The sequence below is a fragment of the Peribacillus sp. NPDC096540 genome (assembly GCF_050278525.1).
Taxonomy (GTDB): Bacteria; Bacillota; Bacilli; order Bacillales; family DSM-1321; genus Peribacillus.
Window position 1 is genome coordinate 368,394 of the sequence record NZ_JBNNTG010000001.1, and the last position, 21,702, is coordinate 390,095.

General features: G+C 39.0%; 24 protein-coding genes. 16 read left to right on the forward strand and 8 right to left on the reverse strand.

Translation table 11 applies throughout. The annotated features are described in order from the left end of the window. Positions 1 to 49: 49 nt before the first annotated feature. Positions 50 to 310, forward strand: coding sequence for a DUF1871 family protein (locus ACQKMR_RS01745; protein WP_427695720.1), 261 nt, complete (start codon positions 50 to 52; stop codon positions 308 to 310). 39 nt (positions 311 to 349) lie between these two features. On the opposite strand, the gene ACQKMR_RS01750 is transcribed toward ACQKMR_RS01745, so the two are convergent. Next, on the reverse strand, positions 350 to 1,195 hold the full coding sequence (locus tag ACQKMR_RS01750; protein ID WP_427695721.1) for an alpha/beta fold hydrolase: 846 nt from the start codon (positions 1,193 to 1,195) through the stop codon (positions 350 to 352). A gap of 325 nt (positions 1,196 to 1,520) precedes the next feature. Here ACQKMR_RS01750 and ACQKMR_RS01755 point away from each other — a divergent pair, with 325 nt between their 5' ends. Next, positions 1,521 to 2,021 (forward strand): Lrp/AsnC family transcriptional regulator, encoded by a 501-nt coding sequence (locus tag ACQKMR_RS01755; RefSeq protein ID WP_427695722.1) that lies wholly within the window; start codon positions 1,521 to 1,523, stop codon positions 2,019 to 2,021. Then, positions 2,018 to 3,184, forward strand: coding sequence for an aminotransferase (locus tag ACQKMR_RS01760; RefSeq protein ID WP_427695723.1), 1,167 nt, complete (start codon positions 2,018 to 2,020; stop codon positions 3,182 to 3,184). The genes ACQKMR_RS01755 and ACQKMR_RS01760 overlap by 4 nt, the downstream gene beginning before the upstream one ends. Positions 3,185 to 3,348: 164 nt before the next feature. Here the strand turns inward: ACQKMR_RS01760 and ACQKMR_RS01765 are convergent, their stop codons facing one another. Both ACQKMR_RS01765 and ACQKMR_RS01770 read right to left on the reverse strand, forming a co-directional pair. After that, on the reverse strand, positions 3,349 to 3,702 hold the full coding sequence (locus tag ACQKMR_RS01765; RefSeq protein ID WP_427695724.1) for a helix-turn-helix domain-containing protein: 354 nt from the start codon (positions 3,700 to 3,702) through the stop codon (positions 3,349 to 3,351). A gap of 138 nt (positions 3,703 to 3,840) precedes the next feature. Then, a complete protein-coding gene (locus ACQKMR_RS01770) occupies positions 3,841 to 5,184 on the reverse strand; it encodes a sodium-dependent transporter (RefSeq protein ID WP_427695725.1) in 1,344 nt (447 codons plus the stop codon). Between the two features lie 347 nt (positions 5,185 to 5,531). Here ACQKMR_RS01770 and yugI point away from each other — a divergent pair, with 347 nt between their 5' ends. Further along, on the forward strand, positions 5,532 to 5,936 hold the full coding sequence (gene yugI, locus ACQKMR_RS01775; RefSeq protein ID WP_201187152.1) for a S1 domain-containing post-transcriptional regulator GSP13: 405 nt from the start codon (positions 5,532 to 5,534) through the stop codon (positions 5,934 to 5,936). A 430-nt stretch (positions 5,937 to 6,366) separates the two neighbouring features. Here yugI and ACQKMR_RS01780 read toward each other — a convergent pair whose 3' ends face one another. Then, the gene (locus ACQKMR_RS01780) at positions 6,367 to 6,600 is read right to left on the reverse strand and encodes a DUF378 domain-containing protein (protein WP_427695726.1); all 234 of its coding nucleotides are present in this window, start codon (positions 6,598 to 6,600) and stop codon (positions 6,367 to 6,369) included. Positions 6,601 to 6,806: 206 nt separating this feature from the next. Between ACQKMR_RS01780 and ACQKMR_RS01785 the strand changes: the two genes are divergently transcribed. From ACQKMR_RS01785 to ACQKMR_RS01800, 4 genes are all read left to right on the forward strand, one after another. After that, positions 6,807 to 7,970, forward strand: coding sequence for an iron-containing alcohol dehydrogenase (locus ACQKMR_RS01785; protein WP_427695727.1), 1,164 nt, complete (start codon positions 6,807 to 6,809; stop codon positions 7,968 to 7,970). A 156-nt stretch (positions 7,971 to 8,126) separates the two neighbouring features. After that, positions 8,127 to 9,473 carry a glucose-6-phosphate isomerase gene (locus tag ACQKMR_RS01790; protein WP_427695728.1) on the forward strand — a complete coding sequence of 449 codons (1,347 nt, stop codon included), beginning with the start codon at positions 8,127 to 8,129 and terminating at the stop codon, positions 9,471 to 9,473. Positions 9,474 to 9,577: 104 nt separating this feature from the next. Then, positions 9,578 to 9,745 carry a hypothetical protein gene (locus ACQKMR_RS01795; protein WP_427695729.1) on the forward strand — a complete coding sequence of 56 codons (168 nt, stop codon included), beginning with the start codon at positions 9,578 to 9,580 and terminating at the stop codon, positions 9,743 to 9,745. Positions 9,746 to 9,846: 101 nt separating this feature from the next. Further along, positions 9,847 to 10,251, forward strand: coding sequence for a YugN-like family protein (locus ACQKMR_RS01800; RefSeq protein WP_427695730.1), 405 nt, complete (start codon positions 9,847 to 9,849; stop codon positions 10,249 to 10,251). On the opposite strand, the gene ACQKMR_RS01805 is transcribed toward ACQKMR_RS01800, so the two are convergent. Both ACQKMR_RS01805 and ACQKMR_RS01810 read right to left on the reverse strand, forming a co-directional pair. Further along, a complete protein-coding gene (locus ACQKMR_RS01805) occupies positions 10,248 to 11,249 on the reverse strand; it encodes a potassium channel family protein (protein WP_427695731.1) in 1,002 nt (333 codons plus the stop codon). The two genes, ACQKMR_RS01800 and ACQKMR_RS01805, sit on opposite strands and share 4 nt — an antisense overlap. Before the next feature lie 547 nt (positions 11,250 to 11,796). Beyond that, positions 11,797 to 13,083, reverse strand: a complete 1,287-nt coding sequence (locus ACQKMR_RS01810) for a glycosyl hydrolase family 18 protein (protein WP_427695732.1) — start codon at positions 13,081 to 13,083, stop codon at positions 11,797 to 11,799. 167 nt (positions 13,084 to 13,250) lie between these two features. Here ACQKMR_RS01810 and ACQKMR_RS01815 point away from each other — a divergent pair, with 167 nt between their 5' ends. Next, the gene (locus tag ACQKMR_RS01815; protein WP_376103033.1) at positions 13,251 to 13,460 is read left to right on the forward strand and encodes a small, acid-soluble spore protein, alpha/beta type; all 210 of its coding nucleotides are present in this window, start codon (positions 13,251 to 13,253) and stop codon (positions 13,458 to 13,460) included. A gap of 64 nt (positions 13,461 to 13,524) precedes the next feature. On the opposite strand, the gene ACQKMR_RS01820 is transcribed toward ACQKMR_RS01815, so the two are convergent. After that, positions 13,525 to 14,268 carry a glycerophosphodiester phosphodiesterase gene (locus ACQKMR_RS01820; RefSeq protein ID WP_427695733.1) on the reverse strand — a complete coding sequence of 248 codons (744 nt, stop codon included), beginning with the start codon at positions 14,266 to 14,268 and terminating at the stop codon, positions 13,525 to 13,527. A 151-nt stretch (positions 14,269 to 14,419) separates the two neighbouring features. Between ACQKMR_RS01820 and ACQKMR_RS01825 the strand changes: the two genes are divergently transcribed. The 4 genes from ACQKMR_RS01825 (at position 14,420) to ACQKMR_RS01840 (ending at position 18,700) form a co-directional block, all read left to right on the forward strand. Then, on the forward strand, positions 14,420 to 15,247 hold the full coding sequence (locus tag ACQKMR_RS01825) for an undecaprenyl-diphosphate phosphatase (RefSeq protein WP_427695734.1): 828 nt from the start codon (positions 14,420 to 14,422) through the stop codon (positions 15,245 to 15,247). Between the two features lie 360 nt (positions 15,248 to 15,607). Further along, the gene (locus ACQKMR_RS01830) at positions 15,608 to 16,930 is read left to right on the forward strand and encodes an APC family permease (protein WP_427695735.1); all 1,323 of its coding nucleotides are present in this window, start codon (positions 15,608 to 15,610) and stop codon (positions 16,928 to 16,930) included. Between the two features lie 192 nt (positions 16,931 to 17,122). Further along, positions 17,123 to 18,268, forward strand: coding sequence for an MFS transporter (locus tag ACQKMR_RS01835; protein WP_427695736.1), 1,146 nt, complete (start codon positions 17,123 to 17,125; stop codon positions 18,266 to 18,268). 102 nt (positions 18,269 to 18,370) lie between these two features. Further along, positions 18,371 to 18,700: a hypothetical protein gene (locus ACQKMR_RS01840; RefSeq protein WP_427695737.1), complete on the forward strand. Its 330-nt coding sequence runs from the start codon at positions 18,371 to 18,373 to the stop codon at positions 18,698 to 18,700. Between the two features lie 219 nt (positions 18,701 to 18,919). Here ACQKMR_RS01840 and ACQKMR_RS01845 read toward each other — a convergent pair whose 3' ends face one another. Then, the gene (locus tag ACQKMR_RS01845) at positions 18,920 to 19,063 is read right to left on the reverse strand and encodes a hypothetical protein (protein ID WP_427695738.1); all 144 of its coding nucleotides are present in this window, start codon (positions 19,061 to 19,063) and stop codon (positions 18,920 to 18,922) included. Positions 19,064 to 19,502: 439 nt separating this feature from the next. Here ACQKMR_RS01845 and ACQKMR_RS01850 point away from each other — a divergent pair, with 439 nt between their 5' ends. The 3 genes from ACQKMR_RS01850 (at position 19,503) to ACQKMR_RS01860 (ending at position 21,688) form a co-directional block, all read left to right on the forward strand. Then, positions 19,503 to 19,868, forward strand: coding sequence for a YwqH-like family protein (locus tag ACQKMR_RS01850; RefSeq protein WP_427695739.1), 366 nt, complete (start codon positions 19,503 to 19,505; stop codon positions 19,866 to 19,868). Positions 19,869 to 19,959: 91 nt separating this feature from the next. Then, on the forward strand, positions 19,960 to 20,238 hold the full coding sequence (locus ACQKMR_RS01855) for a YwqI/YxiC family protein (RefSeq protein ID WP_427695740.1): 279 nt from the start codon (positions 19,960 to 19,962) through the stop codon (positions 20,236 to 20,238). Positions 20,239 to 20,251: 13 nt separating this feature from the next. Beyond that, positions 20,252 to 21,688 (forward strand): ribonuclease YeeF family protein, encoded by a 1,437-nt coding sequence (locus tag ACQKMR_RS01860; RefSeq protein ID WP_427695741.1) that lies wholly within the window; start codon positions 20,252 to 20,254, stop codon positions 21,686 to 21,688. Positions 21,689 to 21,702: the final 14 nt, after the last annotated feature.

Genomic DNA, 21,702 nt, shown 5'->3' on the forward strand with positions numbered 1-21,702 from the left:
GATACTATGATATCATGTTCTCTGAATATATTGAGCAGGTGATGATTATATGGATACACAACAAATGAATTTAGCGTTGGTTGCCGTTTTGCAAGAATGGGACCCTTTTCAGATTGGCGGGGAACTATATGAGCCGGAAATTGCGGATACAGTTGTTGCAATCCGAGATATAGATAACCCACAGGAACTGGCGAAAAAAATAAAATCTATCTATGATTTCGCATTTGATGCGCCCGTTATGATGGAAAAATGTCTGGATGTTTCGAAGAAGCTGCTAATCATAAAGAATGATGCCAGCTGCTCGATCTAAAGACAGTGAAGGATGACCCGAAATAAGGGTCATCCTCTTTTATGTTTGGATAGTCGGCGTCCTTAAAAATTCCTTAATCAAGTGATACACTTCTTCAGGATTCTCCTCTGGAAGCAGATGTCCTGAATTTTCTAAAACGGCAAGATTTGAATTCGGAAGGTCTCTATGTAACCTTTCACCAATCTTCAGGGGTACTACTTTATCATGCCTACCCCAAACAAGCAGACAAGGCGTTTGAATCGAATAAAGATCCTCCTCTAATAAATCGACTTCCTTATCGCGTAGCATCCTTCCTAGCGCACGAAAAATATCATGCTTCTTAATGAATGGTTCTAGATAGCCTTGCCGCATTTCATCGTCAATCATGGCTTGATTATGAACAACGTTTTTTAAGTTTTTTTCTATCCCCGATTTTTGAAGATACCGTTTTATTCCGAAAGAAAAGAAAGGCAGATAGCTAATCATCTTCATTTTTTCTGAATAGCTAGGCTGATAGCCTGAACCGGCAAGGAGAATGGCATGTTCAACCAGGTCCGGATGTGATTTAATGAGTTGCAAGGAAACCTGGCCACCCATAGAGTGCCCGATGATGCTAAATTTCCTGATGTTTTTGCCTTCTAAAAACTGGACAATGGATTTGGCGATATTCTGGAAAGAATATGTATATCGATAAGATTTCCCGCTTTGACCGAATGGAGGAAGATCAATCGAGATTACATTGAAATCTTGGATTAAATAAGGTACTAATTTACGGAAGCTGAAGCTGGATGATAAAAACCCATGCAGTAATACAAGGGTCGGAAAGGAATCATTAATTTGATCATATTCAAAATAGATATCAATATTTCCCACCTGTTCGATGCCTTTAATTGTATGACCTTCCATATGAAGCCCCTTCTCTATTATTATTTCTCATCTAAATAAAGAGATATTGTCTCAATCACAGATTTTCCCTGAAAACCCAAAAATTCTGTTCTTTAACACTGTTGCATAACAGTAATTGTATTAATAACCATGAAAAAAGACAATTACTATAACAGGTTTTCAATCAATTTTGATATAATAGTGTAAGTTTATCCTGACAGAATAGGACTTATTAATTTATATTGTCGTACATGATTCTATAAAAGTCTAATAAGGTAAATCATCAGACTATCTGCCAGCCAAACATCACGTCTAAATTAGTGAATTCCAAAAAGGGGGTTTTCCAATGCACTTGAATGAAGAGGAATTGGAAGTCTTGAGAATCATTGAAAATAACAGCCGGATTGATCTGAAGGATTTGGCGAAAATGACCGAGTTATCAGAAGCGGACATTGAAGTAACATTGAAGAAATTAGAAGACATGCGTGTGATTGTCCGTTATTTAACAGTTATTAACTGGGCAAAAGTGGATGAATACCATGGTGTCACTGCGATGATTGATGTAAATGTAACACCAAAACGCGGTGTGGGTTTCGATGAAGTCGCAAAACGAATTTACAAATTTAAAGAAGTGGAGTCCGTCTATTTAATGTCTGGCGCCTATGATCTTTCCGTCATTGTCGAGGGACGTTCGATGAATGAAGTGGCAAGCTTTGTATCAGAAAAACTTTCGACACTTGATTCTGTTATATCTACTACGACTCACTTTATTATGAAAAAATACAAGCATGACGGCACTATATTTGATCAAACTGAAGAAGATAAGCGGATCGTGGTGTCACCATGATTAAAACGAGTTATGTTTCAAGGACGATCGCAGAGCTAAAACCATCAGGTATTCGCCGCTTCTTCGACCTGGCTGCCAATTTGGAAGGTGTCGTTTCACTTGGTGTTGGTGAACCAGATTTCGTTACATCATGGGCAGTAAGGGAAGCAGCGATCAACTCATTGGAGGAAGGATATACCTCATATACAGCTAATGCCGGATTATTTGAATTAAGGTCAGAAATCAGCAAATATATGGAGAAGCAGTTCCATGTTCCGTATAGACCTGAGGATCAAATTATTGTAACGGTTGGCGCAAGCCAGGCACTCGATATTACGCTGAGAACTATTTTGAATCCTGGTGAAGAAGTTATCGTCGTCGAACCTTGTTTTGTCGCCTATGCACCATTAGTCACCATGGCAGGGGGGATCCCAGTCACGGTTCAAACCTCTAAGGATGATGACTTTAAGTTAACGCCTGAACAACTCGAAGCGGCGATTACGCCTAAAACGAAGGCCGTTTTAATCTGTTCGCCGAATAACCCTACAGGTACTCAACTAGAGCAGGCAGAATTAGTGATGCTTGCTGATATCGTTAAAAAACATGATTTACTGGTTATTTCCGATGAAATCTATGCAGAGCTTGCTTATGATGAGGTATTTACTTCTTTTGCAGCCATTGATGGCATGTTGGAACGTACAATTGTAATCAATGGATTTTCTAAAGGTTTTGCGATGACTGGATGGCGTCTAGGATTTGTATGTGCGCCTAAAGAAATTTCCGAAGCAATGCTGAAGCTTCACCAATATGCGATGATGTGTGCCCCAACTATGGCGCAGCATGCAGCATTGGAAGCATTAAAGCACGGGATGCAAGATGTGGAAGAGATGCGAAGGAGTTATCGGAGAAGAAGAAATTATATCGTGAAATCATTTAATGACATCGGTCTGGACTGCCATAAACCAGGAGGGGCCTTTTATGCTTTTCCATCTATCGAAAGAACAGGGATGACTTCGTTGGAATTTGCAGAAAAACTTCTGACGGAGGAATTAGTTGCTGTTGTACCGGGAGATGTATTTGGTGAAAGTGGTGAAGGGCATATCCGATGTTCCTATGCTTCTTCCATGGAGCAACTTCAAGAAGCACTGAAAAGAATGGAACGTTTCATGAAGAATCATTGTTGAATAAATGCAAAAAAATAGGGATCCTGTCGTTACTTGCGACGGATCCCTTTTCCATAGGGGGAATTAGAAAAAAGAGTTAATCTAATGGATTAACATAGAAAGTGTTAATTCTATTATATCCCGCGATTTGGAAAAAAATACATGTACAACCAGCATTTTTTTAATTAAGTTTGCGTTTTATATAAATTATGCATAACATTCAGAATTTTTTCTTCACTAAAATCTTTAGCTGTTCTTAGGATAAGTTTTGCCTTTTTGGTTCCTATCTCCTTAATTAGCTTTTCGATTTCCTCGTCAACACCAGCAGCATTCACTGTTGGACTAACTTTTAAAAATTCTGAAGCTGGAATATCAAGAACGGTAGAAAGCCGTAAAATGGTTTGTGTATCAGGGACTGACTCACCTGATTCATACATTTCAATTTTCTTGGTGCCAATACGTAATTTTAAAGCCAGTTCCTGTTGAGTGAGGTGATTATCTTCTCGGTACTGACGGATGTTCTTCGCGATATTTGACATGGTAAGCACTCCTTTATCAGGAAATATTCTTCATGTAATTATTTTACCATATTATAGTATAAGTGAAGTGAATGAATATGTATGTTTTGTGAAAAAACGCCACCTCGAGAAAATATCGAGGCGGCGTTTTTTTGGATGTTAAATTAGATTTATCGACTTGAGAAACACGAGCATAATCATGATTGGTACGATGTAGCGAATCAAGAAATACCAAACTCTAAATAGGGATGAGCCAGGAGTTGCACCTGATTCGAACTCTTTTTGAACTTGGATTCTTTTCATTTGGTAACCAATGAAAAGGGAAATGAACAATGCACCAACGGGAAGGGCGATATTGCTTGTAAGATAATCAGCAAAATCAAATATGGATAATTCAAAAATTTTCACATCGGAAAGAACTCCGAATGATAATGCGCTTGGAATCCCAATTAAGAAAACGAGAATTCCAGCTATCCAGGACGATTTCTTCCGCTTAGTAACATCGCCTTTTATCATGGCCGCAACGACGATTTCAAGAATTGAGAAAGACGTGGTAAGAGTGGCGAATAATAATAAAAATAAGAAAATCACCATGAATACGCCGCCAAAGGCCATTTCATTAAAAACAGCAGGCAAAACGACAAATACTAGTCCAGGACCACTTGAGGGACTGAATCCAAGTGCAAATACTGCCGGGAAGATGACCAAACCGGCTAACAAAGAAATGAAGATATTCAATCCAACGACTGAAAAGGCCGATTTTGCAATATCTTCTTCCTTACTTAAATAGGAAGCGTAGGTGACCATCACTGATACTCCGACACTTAATGCAAAGAAAGATTGGCCAAGTGCTAATAAAATCGTTTGCCCTGTTAAAGCAGAGAAATCAGGCATCAAGAAGAATTTGACGCCCTCCATTGCTCCATCAAGTGTCACGGAACGGATCAGAAGTACAATAAAAAGAATGAACAGCGAAGGCATCATATATTTATTCGCTTTTTCAATCCCTTTGGAGACGCCGCCTTGTACAACCCAAATCGTCAAGACCATGAAGAAAAATTGAGCTATAACCGTTTCATATGGATTGCTGATTATTGTATTAAAGAAGTTTGCGTATTCCGCTTGCGTCAAGTTTGAGAGAGAGCCAGTAAAGCCTCTTGCTAAATAGGAGAGAATCCAGCCTCCAACGACGCTGAAGAAGGAAAGTAAAATAATGGACGCAATGACTCCGCCATACCCTATTAGGACCCAGGGCTTACCTGGGGCAATATGTCTATATGCACTAATTGCATCTTTCTGTGCATTTCGACCTATGGTAAATTCCGCTATTAAAATAGGGGTACCGATAAGTAGGGTGAACAAAATGAAGAGAAGGAAAAAGACTCCGCCGCCATTCGCCCCGGTCATATATGGGAGCTTCCAAATGGCACCTAACCCAATTGCAGAACCAGCCGCTGCCAAGATAAAGCCAAGCTTTGAAGTCCATTGTTCTTGTTTTGACATGATGAAAAAAACTCCTTTAGATGTAAAGAATATTTAGCATGAAAATTGCTTTCTTTAGACATTTTTTCATCTTACTATGATTATTCAGAATTGGGTAGTGTTTTAATGTTACAATTTTTAGAAAAATAAGTGAATATGTTAAAGGAAATCATGTTTAATTGCAAATTTTTAGGATAAGTTATAAATAGCAATCTTATATTAATAAGTATTTCCAAAAAACAAACATTTTTTATGAGTAAAAACCCAAAAAGTATGATATACTTAACTTTGATTATTTTCCAATTATGTGATATAATTTTTTATTGCGTGAAAAGACGAAAAAATATATATAAAATAGGAGTGTTACCATGTCTGAAAAATTCGAAATTGGTGCTGTAGTTACTGGCAAAGTAACTGGTATTCAACCATACGGTGCATTTGTTGCTCTAGATGATTCAACTCAAGGTTTAGTTCATATTTCTGAAATTACTCACGGGTTCGTAAAAGATATTAACGAACATTTAAAAGTGGGCGATGAAGTAAAAGTTAAAGTGCTTTCTATCGATTCAGCTGCTGGAAAAATTGGCTTATCGATCCGCGCAACAGAAGAAGCTCCTGAGCGTACTGAAGCTCCGAAAAAGGCTCCTAAAAAACGCCAAGCATCTGTTAAAGCAACATCTCACATTGAATCTACTGAAGGCTTCAACTCTTTGAAAGACAAACTTCAAGCTTGGATTGAGCAATCTCAACGCGAAGACCTAATCAAAAAATAATTTTTTTAACCGACAGATCATTTGATCAGTCGGTTTTTTTATGCTCATTTTACTTGGTTTATATAGCATTATAATTCATATAGAATTTTCAACCCTTTATAGTACGGGGTTTCTCTGTTTAAAAAAGTATGCGTGACGGTAACCGCCATGTCTCTGGTCTCTAAAGCGGAGTATAGGGATGAATTCCCCTGGTTTTTATTGCTGATAAACTCTTTCAGGTGGAAAATTTTTGCTTGTGATTGAGGAGAATTGAAGCCGGAAGTAAAACTGCAATGAAATACGAAAATGCCATTCGCTTTGTACCTCCGATGTAATTGATCAGTCGGTAAATGATTAGGACTTTGAACGCATTGAAAAAAAGTATTAAAGCCGGGGCATGAGTTTATTCATGGACCGGCTTTATTATATAAGCAAAATATCTATATGACTTTCAACGAGTCGGTTTAGCTTCAGGCTCTCTTGAAACTTCAGGACTTGCTTTGAAGAGAAGACCAAGGTTGATGAGTCCGGCAATTCCGACTATTCCATAAACGATACGAGCCAATGCAGCATCTTGCCCACCGAAGGTTGCAGCAACTATATCGAATTGGAAAAACCCGATCAATCCCCAATTTACGGCACCAATAATTGTAAAAACAAGTGCAGTTTTTTGTATTCCACTCATTGTACAGCCTCCTTTGTAAAAAAGTTAGTTCTTTACTTATCATGCTTTTTCACCATGTAAATATACATCCGGACAAAACTTCCGAACGGATACTTTGTATTTATATGGAACTTTCGGCATAATAAGAAATGAAAAAATCCCCATTGCCCAAGGAGTCTGTAGTGGCCCCGAAAAGAGGGTGAAGTGTCATAAAAGGAGAGACTGCATTGGAGAATTTTACTTATAAAAATCCTACTAAATTAATTTTTGGGAAGAATCAGCTTGAAAATCTAAAAACTGAAATTCCAGCCTTTGGTGATAAAGTGTTACTTGTTTACGGCGGTGGAAGTATAAAGAAAAATGGTCTTTATGATAAAGTAAATGCAGCATTAGGGGAGATTAATGCGGAGATACACGAACTTTCCGGAGTTGAACCGAATCCACGCATCTCTACAGTCCGTAAAGGTGTGGAGCTTTGTAAAAAGCATCAAATCGACTTTGTGCTTGCAGTTGGCGGGGGAAGCGTTATTGACGCTACAAAGGCCATTGTTGCCGGTGCAAAATATAATGGAGACCCATGGGATCTCGTAATTAAAAAGGCACCAGTGAATGAAGCCCTTCCGTTTGGAACAGTGCTGACTTTAGCCGCAACTGGTTCTGAAGCAAATCCAGGTTCTGTCATAACAAACTGGGATACGAAAGAGAAATACGGATGGGGAAGCCCTTTAGTTTATCCGCAATTCTCCATTTTAGATCCTGAAAATACCTTTTCAGTTCCAAAAAATCAAACGGTTTACGGAATGGTTGATATGATGTCACATGTGCTTGAATCATATTTCCATCCTGAAACCCATGCACCTCTTCAGGACCGTTTTTGTGAATCACTCTTGTTGACCGTCATTGAAACGGCTCCAAAACTATTAGAAGACCTGGAGGATTATGAGCACAGGGCTACGGTTTTATATGCGGGAACCCTTGCCTTAAATGGATCTCTTGGGGTTGGTTACAACGGTGATTGGGCTACACATAATATTGAACATGCAGTTTCTGCTGTTTATGATATCCCCCATGCTGGAGGATTGGCTATCTTATTTCCAAATTGGATGAAACATGTTCTCCATGAAAATGTCAACCGTTTCAAGCAGGTCGCTGTTCGCGTATTTCAGGTAGATCCGAAAGGTAAAACGGATGAGGAAGCAGCGCTTGAGGGAATTGACCGACTTCGTACATTTTGGAGCAGTTTAGGAGCGCCGACACGTCTTGCGGATTATGGCATCGACGACTCGCAGTTAGAGATCATGGCCGATAAAGCGATGAGCAGAGGTGATTTTGGCCATTTTAAAGTGTTGAATCGTGAAGATGTTCTTGCCATTTTACGGGCTTCGTTATAATTCGTGTTATAAAGTTGTAGTACTCCCACCTCAAAAGGGTGGAGAGTATCTGAACAAGGGCATAATTAATCTGATGTTTACTTTATCGATTTCTTGATTATGATTAATACATCAGATAAAGTGAAAGAGAAACATAAAATTAGAGGAGGAATTGGCATGGCCCATTTACGTTTCGATTATTCAAAGGCTCTACCTTTTTTTGGGGAACATGAAATGACTTATTTACAGGATGCTGTAAAAGTGGCACACCATTCTCTGCATGAACAGACAGGGGCGGGCAATGAATATCTTGGCTGGCTTGATTTACCTGCCAATTTTGATAAGGAAGAATTCTTAAGGATTAAAAAAGCAGCCGCTAAAATAAAAGATGATTCAGATGTGTTATTGGTTATCGGAATTGGCGGATCCTACTTAGGGGCACGTGCGGCCATTGAGATGCTTCAACATAGTTTTTATAACCTTTTGCCTTCGGACAAAAGAAATACACCACAAATAATATTTGTCGGTAACAATATCAGCTCTACATATATGCAAGATGTTATGGATTTGTTGGCGGATAAGGATTTCTCCATCAATGTCATTTCAAAATCGGGCACGACAACTGAACCTGCTCTTGCGTTCCGAATTTTCCGGAAACTGCTCGAACAAAAATATGGTGTCGAAGAAGCAAAAGGCCGCATTTATGCGACCACTGATAAAGAAAAGGGAGCATTAAAAACGGTGGCAACAGAAGAGGGGTTCCAAACCTTCGTTATTCCTGATGATGTTGGTGGTCGTTATTCAGTATTAACAGCAGTAGGGTTGCTTCCAATTGCAGTGAGCGGTGCAGATATCGATCAAATCATGGAGGGTGCCGAACATGCTAGAGTGGAATTCAGTTCTTCTGAGCTAGCTGATAATCAGGCATACCAATATGCAGTAGTCCGGAACGTCCTATACAATAAAGGTAAGACTATTGAAATGCTGATAAACTATGAGCCTGGACTTCAGTACTTCTCCGAGTGGTGGAAGCAGTTATTCGGAGAGAGTGAAGGGAAAGACCAAAAAGGAATTTTCCCTGCATCCGCCAACTTTTCAACTGATCTGCATTCATTAGGACAGTATGTTCAGGAAGGACGCCGCGATCTTTTTGAAACGGTCATCAAAGTGGAAAAAGCCCGCCATAAAATTTCAATTGAAGAAGCGGACAATGACTTGGATGGTTTGAATTATTTGGCAGGAGAAACGGTGCAATTCGTCAATAATAAAGCTTTCGAAGGTACGCTGTTAGCCCATACAGACGGCGGTGTTCCAAATCTAATTTTATCGGTGCCGCAGCTAGATGCGTATACTTTCGGCTATCTCGTATATTTCTTCGAGAAAGCTTGTGCGATGAGCGGTTACCTACTAGGAGTCAATCCATTTGATCAGCCTGGAGTGGAAGCGTATAAGGTGAATATGTTCGCCCTTTTAGGCAAACCAGGTTATGAAAAGAAAAAAGCGGAGCTCGAACAGCGCCTATAATCATTATTTAAAAAAAGGTATCAAGCGGGATAACACTGTCCAAGCTTGATACCTTTTTTGTTTTTATCTAAGGGAAAGTTAATATGCATCTTTGATAACGGTAATTGCAATTTAAAAATAGAAGGGAGGGATTTGATGCAAGTGCAATCAAGTTGCTTGAAAAACAGAGGAGTGAGCTCCAGGCTGATATTCAGGAAGCTTACCAATCGGATGATGCGGCGGAAGCAATGCAACAGAAGGTTCGGCAGAAAGAAATGGAGCGACGAAGCTAATCTTCTTTATGCTTAATCGAGGGAGGAATAGTAGTAATCCCAGGTTTTTTTAAAGCCGTTTTGGTTATGCTAATAAAAAATTAGCGAAAGAGGTTTTTACAATGATTAAAATATCTTCTGAGTTGGAAGGGAAAACATTCGGTTTATTTGATCTTGAGACGAAGTTAAAACCAGAAGGCTATGTGATAGGCGGAGGCTGGGACTATGACCATGGATCTTTTGATTATAAAATGGATGACAGTGATGGTTATCAATTTTTAAGAATTCCTTTCAAGGCTGTTGATGGGTCACTTGATACGGATGGGGTGATGGTAGAACTTTTACAACCGTTTTTGTTATCTCATAAGTACGAGGATGGTACTGACGATGAAGGAAATATTGGGAACCTCTCAGCCTCCTTAAATCAGTTTGCTGAACCGGAAAATCCAGATGCGGAATTCCCGGAGAACTATATCTCATACGGAAAATCACTAGTCCATGATTTAGAGAAGCTTTTAATACATTAATCTTCAATGATGAGTAGAGTGTCATTACGATGAATGATTACATCTGCAGGGGGCTTGATTATCGTCTCGCCTCCTGAAATGATACCGACTAATAAAATGTTTTTATCAAATAACTTAACGCTCAATTGTTTGAATGACAAACCTGTCCATTCGAAATGAGTGGGCAGCTGTTTAATGTTCAAACTCCACTTTTCTATTTTCTCTTCAAACTCCCAGGCCATCCCTTTCCATAAGCAATCCTGCATATATTCACTAGCCAACTTATTTGTTTCAAAGATACCATCTGCTCCAGCTCGTAAAGCATTGTCCTTTTGTTCCTGCGTTAAAATTTCTACTAGACAATACACATTCGGATTTAGTCCTTTGACGGCCAATAACGTTAAAATTGAGAACATGTCCGTTTGAAGTTCATTTTGCTTAAGATCAGCAGTGATAAGAACTCGTATGGCTTGTTTTATATTAGCTTGTTGCAAGACGGAATCTAAGGTTGCCTTTCCTTGTACAAAGTGGATATTTGTTCTGGGCAGCGGATGCTTTTGTAACGTATCATCTATCAGGACTATTGCTTGATGATGCTTACTATCATGAATGTTACTGATAATTCTTTTAGAACGGTCATTCCAGCCTACGATGATAATATGACCTTTGCTAGAGAATTCCTTTTTCCCTGTTAGATATTGCTGTTCATTGGAGATAGACATTTTAGCAATATAAGCAAAATAAGAAGTGATTAGGCCTGCACCTGACAAAATGAGGAATATTCCAATGATCTTTCCAAGATCCGTCTTTGGAGTGTAATCTCCATAACCTACCGTTGCCATAGTGACGATTGCCCACCAGATACCATCAAGTAAGGTAGGGAAATTCTGTGGTTCAACTAGATGAATTATAATACCAAATGATATTAAAAATAGAGAGATGATAGAAAGCAATCTAATAAAACGCGGAATTCTTGGAAAGACGGGAAAGACGATATTAAATGGTTTGATTCGAAACATGTTTTTCCCCCCCCCCTAGCTATTCCTTTTTAGTATGGACAAAAAAGTCTTTGCTCATAAGGATTGAATGGACAAATTTTGAATGAATCCCCCTCATGAAAAAACCTCTTTTTGTCTTAAAGTAAAAAGGCGTAGTGAAGAATCCGAGGGGGTGAAAACCGGGTATTCTAAAGAATTTTGATAATAGGGAGAACGTGATAGTTAACTTAACCTGCTGGATGATTCGATTGTTATAGGAACACCTATTCAATTAATTATATAGGACGACATTGGATCCAAGTACCATCTATATCAAAGGTTCATAATGCAAACTGAAAAATTTCTTGATGGATTCCTTGATTTTGTCGAGACTGATATCAAAAAGGCTGAAAAACTAAGTATCAGTAGACGATTAAGGTGGAAAAATGATAAAAGCCTTCCGTTAAACGACGGAAGGCTTTTATAGATGAGTCACATATCCTGGAACTGGACTTTATGCTCGATGTTAGATTATATGCTCGCACTCTCCGCGGTATTCCTGAAAGTTTTACGATTTGCGATTTGCGATTCAAACCCTTCTTCGTACGTTAAAGTTATCGCTTAAAAGAAGCCAGTTTTGAGGAAAGGCTAGACCGAGCTTCCAATAACTCATACCTCTTAAATTCAATTCTTTGATTAAATCAAACTTTGCCTGAATAGATCGGGCATCTTCAAACCAGACCTCATGCTGTTTATCCTCAGCGTCTGTATATCTAAAATGAGGAGCCTGCGCTTTTTCATCATACTCGATTGATACTTTATTGGTTGCCGCAATCTGGATGGCCTGCTGCGGACTGATGGCCTTGGCAATGGAACCCTGCACAAAGGGCAATGTCCAATCATAGCCATATAGATTTTGCCCCATCAGGATTTTGTTGGCTGGAATATCCGTGATGGCATATTCGAGCACATCGCGGACAGGGCCTATTGGTGATACAGCCATTGGGGGCCCGCCGCTATATCCCCATTCATATGTCATGATGATAACAAAGTCGACAATTTCACCATGTGCTTTATAGTCATGCGCTTCATACCAGCGTCCTTTTTGCTCTGCACTTGTTTTCGGTGCCAGTGCAGTTGATATAAACCATCCTTCTTTTTTGAAACGTTCCTTGGCTTTTCGGAGAAATTGATTATACGCTTCTTTATCAGACGGCCGTAAAAACTCAAAGTCAAAGTGGATATCCCGGAAACCATATTTCTTCGCGGTTGCAACGATATTGTTCAGGAACTTATTCTGAACAGAAGTATTCGTTAAGATAATTTGCCCGAGCTCATCGCTGAATTGGTCATTTTCCTGATTCGTAATTACCATCATTAATACATTTTTATTTTCTTTGGCGATGGCAGGAAAGTCGTCGAGCAATGGCTCCTTTAAGGAGCCGTCACGAAGCGCCTGAAAGCTAAATGGAGCTAAATAGGTCAAATAGGGCGCAGCTTCCCTTGCAGCTGTCTCAAGGGCCGGTGCAACGGTCGTGCCCCTCGGCTCGACATAGCCATTAAATTCAGCCGTCCTTTTCTTTCGTGCAGGAATGTAGAGACGGTATCCAACGGATAAAGATTGATTTTCAGAAATACCATTTATATTTGCCAATTCTTGAACAGGGACACCAACTTTTTGAGATATCGAATATAAATTATCTCCGGATTGCACGAAATAATAACTGCCGACAATTGGAATGACAAGGGCCTGCCCCGTAACAAGATTATTTGGGTTAGGGATCTTATTTGTTTCCACGAGCCGGTCAACGCTTACGCTATACGTCTGGGCGATGCCAAATAACGTCTGGCCTGGCCTAACCACATGAATTTGCAATTCTTTTCCCTCCTACTGAAAGTTTCCTAACAGTTTATGAGCATAAAAAGAAATTCATGATAAAGAGCTTTGGAATGCAGGAAATCATAAAGAAAAATAATTCAATAAATTGGTAATAATAATTTAAGTCTAAAATGCAAATTAATATTAGTAGGAGGTGAAAACACATGGCAAACAACAATAGTAGCAATCAATTAGTAGTAGCTGGTGCAGAGCAAGCTCTACAACAAATGAAGAATGAAATCGCTAGTGAATTTGGCGTAAACTTAGGTGCCGACACTACTGCTCGCGCTAACGGATCTGTTGGTGGAGAAATTACGAAACGTTTAGTTCAAATGGCTGAACAACAACTAGGCGGATCAAACTATTCTCGTTAATTAACTGAATAAAAATGGATTAGAAAGAGAAGGAGCATCGTCCTCCTTCTCTTTCGCATTTATGTTAGTCGCTTGTTTGCCAAGCTTTTAAGGTTTTGATTGCCTTTTCAGGGAAATCCGTCATGATAACGTCGACATCCATCTCTGCGAGCTTGATAATATCAGCTTTATTATTGGCGACCCATGGCCGGACTTTGTATCCAAGTTTCTTCGCATAGTGATTAATAGTTTCAGTCAGGCTATTTCTATCAGGGTGGAACCCAGCTTCTTTTTTTGCGCTAAGGATTTCTTCGATGTTCTCAGGTAGTCCCTCAAACAATAATGCTCGCTCGATTTCAGGAGCAAGCTTCTTCACCTTTTCAATTGATTGATGATTGAATGAGGACAGAATTACCCGATTTTCCAATCGATACTGCCGAATTAAATCAACAATCTTCTGTTCAATTCCTTCATATGGGAGCTTATCAGTTTTGATTTCGATATTCATCAACAATGTATTATCTATAGCCCAGTCGAAAATTTCTTTTAAGAAAGGAATTGGCTCTCCAAGGAATTCCTCAGAAAATTTGCTCCCAGCATCTGCAGTTTTCAATTTTTGTGCTGAACAATCTTTTACATAACCTAAAAGAGAAGTAGTTCGGTCAAGTGTTTCATCATGGATAACGATCATTTCTCCATCTGAACTAAGATGGACGTCAAACTCAATTCCCTCAGCTCCGATTCGTGCTGCCTCTTTAAATGCGGCCATAGTATTTTCAGGATGTGTTCCTTTGGACCCTCTATGGGCAAAAATTTGGATGTTTTTCAAGTTCATCACTCCTTTTAGAATTTATCTTAGTACCTATCATACATGTACCTCAAATTTCTTTCAGCAAAGTTTAATAGACAATATATTAAACAACGAGTAAAATACTAATGGTATTTCCATAAATAGGTCCGCAAATTTTGAGGTGAAAATAATGAATATGTGGGAAATTTTTGTAGCGGTTATCCTTGGACTAGTAGAAGGATTAACTGAATTTGCTCCTGTATCGTCTACAGGGCATATGATTATCGTTGATGATTTATGGCTGAATTCGAACGAACTTTTCGGCAGTGAAGTGGCCAATGCATTTAAGGTAGTAATTCAGCTTGGGTCGATTCTTGCTGTTGTCGTTCTCTTCTGGGGACGGTTCATGGACTTGCTCGGCTTAAGGAAAATGAAAGACACATCTGCTGTGCAGGGCCAAAAGCTTAACTTATTGCAGATCATCGTTGGATTGTTACCAGCTACCGTATTAGGACTAGTGTTTGAAGATTATATTGATGAACATTTATTTACGATGAAGACGGTTATCGTTGGCTTAATCTTGGGCGCATTGTTGATGATTGCGGCTGATAAATTCCGTCCAAAGCTGACTGCAGAAACGGTTGACCAAATCACTTATAAACAAGCTCTGGGTGTAGGGTTAATTCAATGTTTGGCTCTATGGCCGGGATTCTCACGCTCGGGTTCAACAATATCAGGCGGTGTGCTATTAGGTATGAGCTACCGGGCGGCTTCTGATTTCACTTTTATCATGGCAGTTCCAATCATGGCTGGTGCCAGTTTGTTGAAAATAGTGAAATATTGGCAATTCTTCACACCTGAAGTTCTGCCATTCTTTATCGCAGGTTTCATCAGCGCATTTATCTTTGCGTTATTCTGTATCCGCTTTTTCTTGAAATTAATCAATAAAGTTAAATTGACTCCTTTTGCCATCTACCGGATTGTCTTGGCAGTTGTGCTTTTGTTTATTATTTGGTAATACGAACGAAAGCCTTAAGGAACGTCACATCCACTCCTTTTATAAGGGGTGGTTTTTTTTGTGTTTTCAAAGTTTTCTCCAAAATAGCGAACAATTTAATCGTTGGATAATTTTTAATTCGTAATTAGTAGATAAATAATCGGTATATTCATAAATGGATAAAAAATATTCGGTTTTTAGAGGTTCAATTCAGAATTCGAAAAAATAATAAAATTTTAATAAAACCCTCTCAGTTCAGGAATGCCAACAGTTTCAGGTAATGATGTAATATTCTAACTATTACATAAACTATTTCTGTATAATTTTTATGATATAATTTTAGTATAAAATAAGTACATGTGTACACGTCGGGAGGACATCATGGGAAATGACCAATTGAAGAAAACGATTGGCTTTTGGGTTGGAACATCTATTGTAGTTGGTACAGTTATCGGCTCTGGTATTTTCATGAAGCCTGGTGACGTGCTTGAGTTAAGCGGTAATTCAACAATGGCCTTATTAGCTTGGTTGATTGGTGGTTTAATTACACTAGCTAGCGGATTGACAATTGCTGAAATAAGTACACGCATTCCTAAAACGGGCGGTTTATATGTCTATTTAGAAGAAGTGTACGGAAAAGTATGGGGATTTCTGTGCGGCTGGGTTCAAACATTAGTATATGGGCCTGCAGTTATGGGCGCACTCAGTTTATATTTTGGGTTGTTAGTGGCAGGGATATTTAATATCTCTACGGATTATACATTGTTTATAGGAATTCTAACGATTGTATTTTTAGCCGGTATGAATCTGCTAGGGACTAAATACGGCGGTATGATACAAGCATTATCGACGGTTGGTAAATTGATTCCGATTATTTTCATTGCAGTATTCGGAATTGCACAAGGTGAGATGCCTGTATTCAATATAGATAGTGAAAGTTCAATGAAAATCAGTATGGCCGGTGCCATTTTGGCTACACTTTGGGCGTATGACGGCTGGATGAATGTCGGCTTCATGGCAGGCGAAATGAAAAATCCACAGAAAACTTTGCCACGAGCGATTATTACGGGAATTCTTGTTGTCATGGTTGCTTACTTAGCTGTAAACCTTGCTATGCTTCATGTATTGGGTGCAGAGGGAATTATAGCTAATGGAACAAATGCAGCAAACGTTGCGGCGACACTTCTTTTTGGAGAATTGGGTGGAAAATTAATAGCCATAGGAATATTGGTTTCGATTTTCGGTTGTTTGAACGGGAAACTTCTAACCTTTCCGCGCATAACACTAGCAATGGCGGATAATAAAATGATGCCTGGTCATAAACAAATCAGTAAAATATCTCCCAAGTTTAAAACACCTATAAATGCAACCATTTTACAAGTGGTCATCGCGATTATCATGATGGTTATAACAAATCCCGACAATCTTACCAATATGGCAATATTCTCTGTCTTTAGTTTTTATGGGCTAGCATTCTTTGCGGTCTTCATCTTACGCAAAAAAGACCCGGATGCAAAAACGTATAAAGTGCCTTTTTATCCCTTAGTTCCTATTATAGCGATTGCTGGTGCAGTTTATATTGTTGTAAGCACATTAATTGATACACCGTTAGATGCTCTTTACTCAGTAATTATTGTGATCGTGGGTATGCCGGTATACTGGTTGCTTACAAAAAGTGAGCGGAATGAAAAACAATCAAATTAATGATTAAAGAACCCTTCACTGGTGCGGTGAAGGGTTCTTTTTATTGAATCTAAAATCTTTCCGATTAACAACTTATGGCGTAATAGACAACTCAGGCAGATAGTATTAACATAAGAGAAAGTTTAATATTGAAAGGTTTGAACGACAGTGAATTATATTGAGCCTGCTGGTAAATCATTCAGGAAGACAATCTTGGCTTTATTTCTTGGAAGCTTTGTAACATTTGCCGATTTATATAGTACTCAACCAGTTATTCCGGTATTCGCAAAACAATTCGGGGTCTCTCCAGCGGTGGCAAGCCTGACACTATCTTTCGCTACAGGGACGCTTGCTATTTGTTTATTGCTGGTTTCCTTTTTCTCTGAAAATATCGATAGGAAAAAGATAATGGGTACAGCGCTCACGTTGTCTGCATTATTATCTATATGTGTCAGCTTTATTCAAGACGACCTATACATCTTGATTGCAATCAGAGCAGTTCAAGGAGCGGTGCTTGCAGGTTTCCCCGCGATTGCAATGGCCTATATCAGTGAAGAATTTCATCCGAAAAGTTTGGGCTATGTGATGGGGATTTACGTGAGCGGTTCGAGTATCGGCGGACTGGCGGGCAGGCTCATTGTAGGAGTGCTGACTGATCACTTCTCATGGAATATAGCGATTGGTAGTCTTGGGGCTTTGAGTTTGATTATTAGTCTGGCCTTTTGGTGGATGCTTCCACCTTCACAGCATGCTGTTCGGAATAAAGTATCGTTGTCGAGAATTAAAAATTCACTTATTAACAACTTAAAGAATACTAGGCTAGTACTCTTATTCAGCATGGCATTCTTATTAATGGGCTCGTTTGTGACCGTTTATAACTTTGTAGGCATACCATTAATGGGACCGCCGTATCATTTATCACAGACATTGATTGGTTTCATTTTTATTATCTATCTCGTTGGGACATTTAGTTCAACGTGGATGGGTAAGCTAGCGGATCAATTTAGTCGAAGGGTCGTTCTTCTTTCCGGAATAGCCATCATGCTAATGGGTGCCCTTTTAACCTTATTAAGCCCGCTTTTATTAAAAATAATGGGTCTGGCACTTTTTACATTTGGTTTTTTTGGAGCTCATTCAATTGCGAGCAGTTGGGTCGGAAGGTTAGCTAAAAAAAGTGAAAAGGCACAAGCCTCCTCTTTATACCTTTTGTTTTACTATGCAGGGTCTAGTGTCGTAGGGGCATCGGGTGGACTATTTCTGATGAAGTTCGGCTGGGGCGGGGTCATTTCAGCTGTATCCATCCTAATCATTCTTGCTGCTGTGTGTGCTATGATGGTTGAAAAGGTGAAAAAAAGCTAAATAAAAGTATCTTTTCTATCATATTTGCTGGATTTCTGAATATAATCTAGTGAAAACGGATATTGAATAATAGATTGAAAAGAGAAGAGGGTAATAGATAAAGTGAAACAAAAAGCAGTAATTCTCATTGGCTTAGTCGCCGTTTTAATTGTATTATTCGTTGTATACTTAACAAGTCCAAGCCGTTTAGAAAAGGTAGAGATTGTAGAAAAATACTATCCGCATTTTTCCGATGGCAAGGCAGTTGGTTTTAAGACGAACGAAGTCATTGATGTGACGGAAACCGAAGAGGGATCCAATTGCGCAATGAAATTCAACAATGGGAAAACGTTGGAAATTGATTGTGACCGTTATTTAAAATACAAAATTGATGAAACAGTCTATATTACTTCCGAAGGAAATCATGTTAAGGAAATTCGAAGAAAAAGATAGTGGCATTCTTCACATGTAAAGCTGATTTTGTTGAAAGGAAACAAAATCAGCCTTTTCACATTAATTAATTGGAACTATGTTAGGAAACCTTTCTACAATAAGTTTGTCAGGTTGTGAACGGTGTAAAAAATGAAGGGCAAGAAGAGCACATTTGCCGTCGGTAAAAGGGAGTAATCAACCATTCATTAAAAAACCCAGACCATAATTGGACTGGGTTTTTCATTTTTTATCTTTATTTTTAGTTTTGTCTTTTTTATTACGCCTCAGTACATCCAAGATTCTTCGGCTGTTGTTTTTACTATTTATGAGTTCAACTAAATCGCTCATGTTTTCAGATTCGAAGTCTTGTTGTTCTTTTTTCATAGAAATCCCTCCAAGTCTTATTTTTTAATACCCTTTTTATTACGAGGGTAAACGTCTTTTATCATATTGATAATATTTGGTTTTTATATCAGTTTTCATTAAAATTTTGAACAAAGTTGCTTAACATTTAAATGAACGACTTTTTGGGAAAAACGAAGAATGGAAAGGAATTGTTCAGATAGAACATATTGAACGGACATGTGATTTTCTTTTTTAAAGACTATACTTACCATTCCAGTTGACTCATCATATCCCTCGCTCTTTTTATCTCCACTCTTTAATATGGGTTATTTTACCTATATTGGTTATTGTAAAAATAGATAAAATTTATCATTATGACAAAGTTTTACCATGATATAGTTAAAATGATTGTTATATTAGTACCTAATAATTTACAATTCAATTCCGATAATCGCCGAAGAAAGAGGTGAAGAGACCTATGTCATTGGCATATTATTATAGTCTTTTAAGTGAAAAACAGACTCAGCTTCAAAGGCTTAAAACCTGTACTGTTCAGCTGCAAGGGAAACAGGAGGAATTTACAGCTTATCGACGGAATGTCACAGAGCCGGAGCTTTCTTCTGATACTTGGCAAGGAACACTGGCAATGAGCTTCGATGATAACCGGACCGGAGGCATGCTACAGGCCTATACAGAGATAGAATCGAATCAGTTTGGTGATGTATTTACAGCTTTGAATGATAAAGTGCAACAACTTCAAAGTGAAATTATTTCAATTAAACAGACTATCGCTAGACTCGAGGCAGAGCTTGCTGAGGAGCGGGCTAAAAAAACGCAATCATAATGTATATATAATTATCTGCATTGGTATTTTCTTTAAAAGGCCCAGAAGACCTGCCAAGTGGTGGGTAAATCTAAAGAGGAGGCGTTATCAGGTGGGAGCTGAAATAAAGGTTAAACAAGAAGAAATAGAACAGGCGCTGACTACATTAAAATCGTCTACTAACGCTCTTCAAACTTCAATTCCCTCTAATATCGATGGCAATAATGTGCTGGATGTCGTGAATAAATTGAATAGACTGAATCAAACGATGCAGCAAGTGACAGAAGCCTATAAATCTTTGCTTCTACAGAATGAAGAAGCAACCCGTCGTTCCGTCGAATTTATGGTGGAAACCGACCAGCAGCTATCCTCAAATATAAAGCTAAAATAAGGGGGAAGTGAAAGTGAAAACGTTAGAGGTGCAATCGCTGCAGGCAGGATTGGATCGAATTTTGGATAAATTGCTGCAGCAGGAAGAATTGATCAAACAAGTAGATAAATCCGTGAATGGGGTTGTATCGCTGGAGGATTCCCTCAAAGGAAATGGCGGGCAGTCGATTCGGTCTTTTTACCAGGACTGTCATCAGCCTTTTTTGACGTTTTTTCAACAGGTCATCCAGCAATATGAAACAACTCTGAAGAGCATAAAAAATGATCTTCAATCAGTCGAACCTGCTTCGAATGGAGTTATTCGTGAAAGCTTTTTACAACATGAGCTGGAAACAGGGCTCAATCAGGCAAAAGATATAACGGCAGAACTTACGAATGAAACAAACAATACGATGCAAAGCGTTTCGGATATTGTTGCATTACCAAAACTACAGGATCAATCGTTTATCCAGCAGGTTGGAGAAGCGAAGCGAAATAAGGAACAGACCATAGAAAAGCTGCATACCTTTGACCGTGAGCAGGTAAACGCACTTGATATATTCGAACAAGACCTTCATAGTATGAACCAGTATGTTCAGAGAATCCAGACATTGTTTATTAATGGGACTCTCTCGGTAGATACGTATTCCCCAAACAAATCCTATGATTCTGACAACCCGGATGTAGGAAGTTTAGATCGGTATTCTTCTTTTTGCCTAAATCCTCGCATCAATAATAACGGGGTGGAAGCAGGTGCTACGGCTGAAGCGGGAATGGACTGGGACCCCACTCCGACATTTGGTTTGAATTTTGATCAGTGGAAGAGTCAGCCCATTAATGCCGCGGCAAATCTAGCGGTCATGACAGGAACAGCTTATGGTGCTTCTAAGGATGTAAGACTGGCAGGCAAGGGCTTTGGGGCGACTAAATCAGTCAAAGTCACTGCTCAAGGCAAAGAGAGAGTAGTAGTTAAATTGGATCGACCTGAGTTAATGAACTATAACAAAAAAACTTATACCGGCACGAATGCAACGAATTTTCCGAGGCTATACAAGCTTGTTGACCCGATGACGAAGATGAAAGATTCATTTAAATGGGCAAGCAATCGGATTGGCTATATTGGTGTAGGTACAACCGTCGCGGGAGATATCGTTCACGGAGTTCAAAATAAACAAACCGCCAGCGAAATTGCGGGAAATGTAACCGGTGATGTTGCCGTAGCCGGTGCATCCATTGCAGCTTCGGCACTTGTCGGAGCAAAAATAGGAGCAACGGCCGGGGCATTGGGAGGACCAGTAGGTTTTGCTGTTGGTACAGTTGTCGGTGCTGTAGTTGGAATAGCCGTAACTACATTGCTTAGTGACTTTAAATTTATGGATGTAGATCATGATGGGAAATCTGATTCGGTAGGCGACGCGATAAAAAAAGGAACAACAGGCTTGATCAATAAGATTGGTTCCTGGTTTGATTAATGCTAAGAGGTGTC

What these genes read in the sequence shown, in the direction of transcription:
- ACQKMR_RS01745 (WP_427695720.1), top strand. Translation starts at nt 50, where the DNA reads ATGGATACACAACAAATGAATTTAGCGTTGGTTGCCGTTTTGCAAGAA.
- ACQKMR_RS01750 (WP_427695721.1), bottom strand. Translation starts at nt 1,195, where the DNA reads ATGGAAGGTCATACAATTAAAGGCATCGAACAGGTGGGAAATATTGAT.
- ACQKMR_RS01755 (WP_427695722.1), top strand. Translation starts at nt 1,521, where the DNA reads ATGCACTTGAATGAAGAGGAATTGGAAGTCTTGAGAATCATTGAAAAT.
- ACQKMR_RS01760 (WP_427695723.1), top strand. Translation starts at nt 2,018, where the DNA reads ATGATTAAAACGAGTTATGTTTCAAGGACGATCGCAGAGCTAAAACCA.
- ACQKMR_RS01765 (WP_427695724.1), bottom strand. Translation starts at nt 3,702, where the DNA reads ATGTCAAATATCGCGAAGAACATCCGTCAGTACCGAGAAGATAATCAC.
- ACQKMR_RS01770 (WP_427695725.1), bottom strand. Translation starts at nt 5,184, where the DNA reads ATGTCAAAACAAGAACAATGGACTTCAAAGCTTGGCTTTATCTTGGCA.
- yugI (WP_201187152.1), top strand. Translation starts at nt 5,532, where the DNA reads ATGTCTGAAAAATTCGAAATTGGTGCTGTAGTTACTGGCAAAGTAACT.
- ACQKMR_RS01780 (WP_427695726.1), bottom strand. Translation starts at nt 6,600, where the DNA reads ATGAGTGGAATACAAAAAACTGCACTTGTTTTTACAATTATTGGTGCC.
- ACQKMR_RS01790 (WP_427695728.1), top strand. Translation starts at nt 8,127, where the DNA reads ATGGCCCATTTACGTTTCGATTATTCAAAGGCTCTACCTTTTTTTGGG.
- ACQKMR_RS01800 (WP_427695730.1), top strand. Translation starts at nt 9,847, where the DNA reads ATGATTAAAATATCTTCTGAGTTGGAAGGGAAAACATTCGGTTTATTT.
- ACQKMR_RS01805 (WP_427695731.1), bottom strand. Translation starts at nt 11,249, where the DNA reads ATGTTTCGAATCAAACCATTTAATATCGTCTTTCCCGTCTTTCCAAGA.
- ACQKMR_RS01815 (WP_376103033.1), top strand. Translation starts at nt 13,251, where the DNA reads ATGGCAAACAACAATAGTAGCAATCAATTAGTAGTAGCTGGTGCAGAG.
- ACQKMR_RS01825 (WP_427695734.1), top strand. Translation starts at nt 14,420, where the DNA reads ATGAATATGTGGGAAATTTTTGTAGCGGTTATCCTTGGACTAGTAGAA.
- ACQKMR_RS01830 (WP_427695735.1), top strand. Translation starts at nt 15,608, where the DNA reads ATGGGAAATGACCAATTGAAGAAAACGATTGGCTTTTGGGTTGGAACA.
- ACQKMR_RS01845 (WP_427695738.1), bottom strand. Translation starts at nt 19,063, where the DNA reads ATGAAAAAAGAACAACAAGACTTCGAATCTGAAAACATGAGCGATTTA.
- ACQKMR_RS01850 (WP_427695739.1), top strand. Translation starts at nt 19,503, where the DNA reads ATGTCATTGGCATATTATTATAGTCTTTTAAGTGAAAAACAGACTCAG.